Origin of the sequence: Microcoleus sp. PH2017_12_PCY_D_A (assembly GCF_020738565.1) — a bacterium.
Classification (GTDB): domain Bacteria; phylum Cyanobacteriota; class Cyanobacteriia; order Cyanobacteriales; family Microcoleaceae; genus Microcoleus.
The window spans coordinates 1-3,021 of the sequence record NZ_JAEQCI010000236.1 but is presented as its reverse complement, the minus strand read 5'-3'; the positions used below and the strand labels follow the sequence as shown (position 1 = coordinate 3,021).

Annotated in this window: 2 protein-coding genes; one reads left to right on the top strand and one right to left on the bottom strand. The window is 44.2% G+C overall.

Features of this window, described 5'->3' with window-relative positions; all coding sequences use genetic code 11:
• Positions 1 to 1,901 (top strand): pentapeptide repeat-containing protein (locus tag JGK39_RS33120; RefSeq protein ID WP_293299011.1); only part of this gene is annotated, 1,901 nt, incomplete at its 5' end.
• Positions 1,902 to 2,043: 142 nt separating this feature from the next.
• On the opposite strand, the gene JGK39_RS33115 is transcribed toward JGK39_RS33120, so the two are convergent.
• Positions 2,044 to 2,865, bottom strand: a complete 822-nt coding sequence (locus JGK39_RS33115; RefSeq protein WP_293262614.1) for a hypothetical protein — start codon at positions 2,863 to 2,865, stop codon at positions 2,044 to 2,046.
• Positions 2,866 to 3,021 lie beyond the last annotated feature (156 nt).

Genomic DNA, 3,021 nt, shown 5'->3' with positions numbered 1-3,021 from the left:
AAATCAGAGGACTTCAGTCCTCACTACAAACGAGAGAATGGTTTGTAGTGAGGACTTTAGTCCGCATAAAATCAGAGGACTTCAGTCCTCACTACAAACAGGACAACTGTTATTTTACCAGACTAAAAATCGTTTTTTTCCTTCCCATTCCCATTCCCCTTCCCCTGCGAATGCAAATACAGGAATTTTTACAGCGCTACCAAGAGGGAGAGCGCAACTTTGCTCATATTGACCTCAGCGGTGCTAGTTTAAGCGGTGTCAACCTTCGAGAAATAGACTTAACTGGTGCTAACTTGACCGGTGCTAATTTGAGCTGGTGTTTTTTGAGCAATGCTAAGTTAATTGGGGCTTGTTTGCGCCGCGCGGATCTCCGCAGTGCGGGGCTGGCTGGGGCGAATCTGACTGGAGCAAATTTGAGCGGAGCAAATCTTGCGAAAGCAGATTTGCGTCTGGGTTGTTTGGAAGGTGCAGATCTTAATTGGGCGGCGCTACCTGAGGCGGATTTGGGCGGTGCTAATCTTCAAAACGTTAAATCCGATCAAATTAATTTGGAAAGAGCTAAACTCGACGGCGCGCAGTTGATGGCGGCGGAATTGATGGAGGCGAATCTCAACCGCGCGAGTCTTGTTGGTGCTAATTTGACGGGTGCTAATTTGCGGGAAGCGCATTTGGTGGAAGCTAATTTGCGATCGGCAATTTTGAGCGGTGCAAATTTGACTGAAGCTGACTTGAATGGTGCGATTTTGCGATCGGCAAATTTGACGGGCGCTGACTTGCACCGAGCTGTGCTGGCGGGGGCGGATTTGACTGAGGCGGTGCTGGATCGGGCTGATTTGAGTCGAGCTAATCTGGCGGGTGCTTATTTATTGAAATCGAGTTTTAAGCAGGCGCTTTTACTGCGAGCTAACTTGCAAGAAGTGTATTTGCTGCGGGCGGATTTGAGCGAGGCTAATTTGCGGAGTGCCCATTTGCGGAAAGCTGATTTGAGCGGCGCTTATTTGGTGGATGCGATGTTGGCTGAGGCGGATTTAAGAGAAGCTTGTTTGATTGAGTGCCATTTAATTCGGACGAATTTGGAGGGAGCGCAGCTTACGGGTTGCTGCATTCAAAATTGGCAGGTTCAAGATGTCGATCTGTCGAAAGTTAACTGTCGCTATGTTTTTACTGACTTTGATTATACTGCGAAAGTTGCGGCAAATCGCTTTCCGGTCGATCGGGATTTTGAGTCTGGGGAATTGGGGCGGCAGCACCAACAACAGGAAAGTTCCATTGTGGAGGTGTGTTTTGCCCAATCTCCTAATTGGGAGGCTTTGGTGTTTACGGTGCGTCAGGTGGAGTTGGAGAGCTACGAACTGAGGTTGACTGTACATTTTTTTGAGTCGGCGGGAGAACAAAATTTACTGCGGCTGAGCGCGAACCGTTTGGTGAACGGCAAGATTTTGGGCGATCGCATTTTGGCGCTTTATCCAGATATGTTGGAAAAGGTTTTAGCTAAGGGCACTGAAATTTTGATTTTGCTGGGATTGGCTGTTGCTGATAACCCTTCGCAGGAGGAGCCAGCAACACCGCAGCAACTGAGGCCACTCCCAAAAGAGGTGTTGCTCAGAAGACAGGAAATCTACGAGCGAATGGTGCGCCAAATTTCGTTTATTTTGATGTCTCAGACGCCGGATAAATTCTCTGAAAGCGTACAGCGGTTGTTGGATTATTTGAAGCAGCAAGGTGTTCCGACAGAGCAAATTCAGAGGAAAGTCATCAGTCAGGCGATCGTCGAGCGGGCCAAGCAAGACCCGGCTTTTCGGGAACAGTTGCTGAGGTGGGAGAAAACGGCGTCGGCGAGCGTTCGCTGTTCGATGATGGGGGAAGCGGTGCGATTTGCGATCGCCCTTTTGTGGGAATGAATAGAGGTGTTCGATCGGGAGTAAGGAATGGGAACTGGGCCATCGGAACGAGAAAGACTAGCAAAGGAATCTGCCATTGAGCAAGCGGAAGAAGAAAGGCAGTGATCGCAACTTTTAGCGGAAAGATTGAGAGCGACCGGAATTAATCCAGAATATCTACTTCCTGGGATTTAAGTATTTCATAATATCCTACTACTTTGAGTTGAATCTTGCTAGCTGTTTTTGGTAGTAGATTGTTAATATCTAACTCAATAGATTCACCTTCATGTAGCAAGTAGTAACCTTTGCTGTTTCTAGGTAGATTTGAGGTCAGGCACTCTACTACACATTGACTTCCTGAATTTTGGTCAATGTAAATCAGACTTAGGGAGCTTAAGAAAGTTATTTCACAATCGCGCTCTTCTATTTTAATCCTGGAAGTTTCCTCGTCAATTGCATAAATTTCTCCACCTTCCATTTGCTCATTTTGTCTGCCATATAAAATAGTTCCTCTCTCAATCCAATATCCTTTTCTAGAGTTTACGGTTATGAGATATGGACAGCTACCATACTGGAAATAAGTCGATATGGAAATTTTAGGATTGTCATTCGGAGAAGATATAGCTAAATCTTTTCCGTCAAATTTAAGTGATTTAATATCAAAAAAACTTCCAACAGCAAAGCGTTTGGGAGAATTAGATTTGAGATCAGATACAGGTTTAGTTTGACTTGTAAAATCCTGCGAAAGATGTGTCCAGTCAGCTAAATATTGTTGATTAATCTGTTCCGTTGAACGCAAATAATCTGAGCTTTTTATGGAATTAATAATTTCTCTCGATACAGGCTTGGCGATCAAAACTTGCAACTCATCCATCACCCATTCTGGGGAACTACTATCTTCCAATCCGCTGGTGTATTTAAGATGAGATTTTGTATCGAACCCAAATTCAATAGGTATTAAAATATCTTGACCAGGTAGTAACATTATGTTTACTTCTTCATTTATGATTTCTCCTTGCTTGATAATTTGTGAGCGATTAGTAATAAGTAGTTAAGCAAAATTAATTACATAATTATCTCCAAATTCTTTAAGAATTTTTTCTACAGATGAAACAAGAGATTGCCAGCTAGAGTAGGCATC

Excerpts from the sequence above, each read along its gene's own strand:
- JGK39_RS33115 (WP_293262614.1), bottom strand. The coding sequence starts at position 2,865 with ATGTTACTACCTGGTCAAGATATTTTAATACCTATTGAATTTGGGTTC.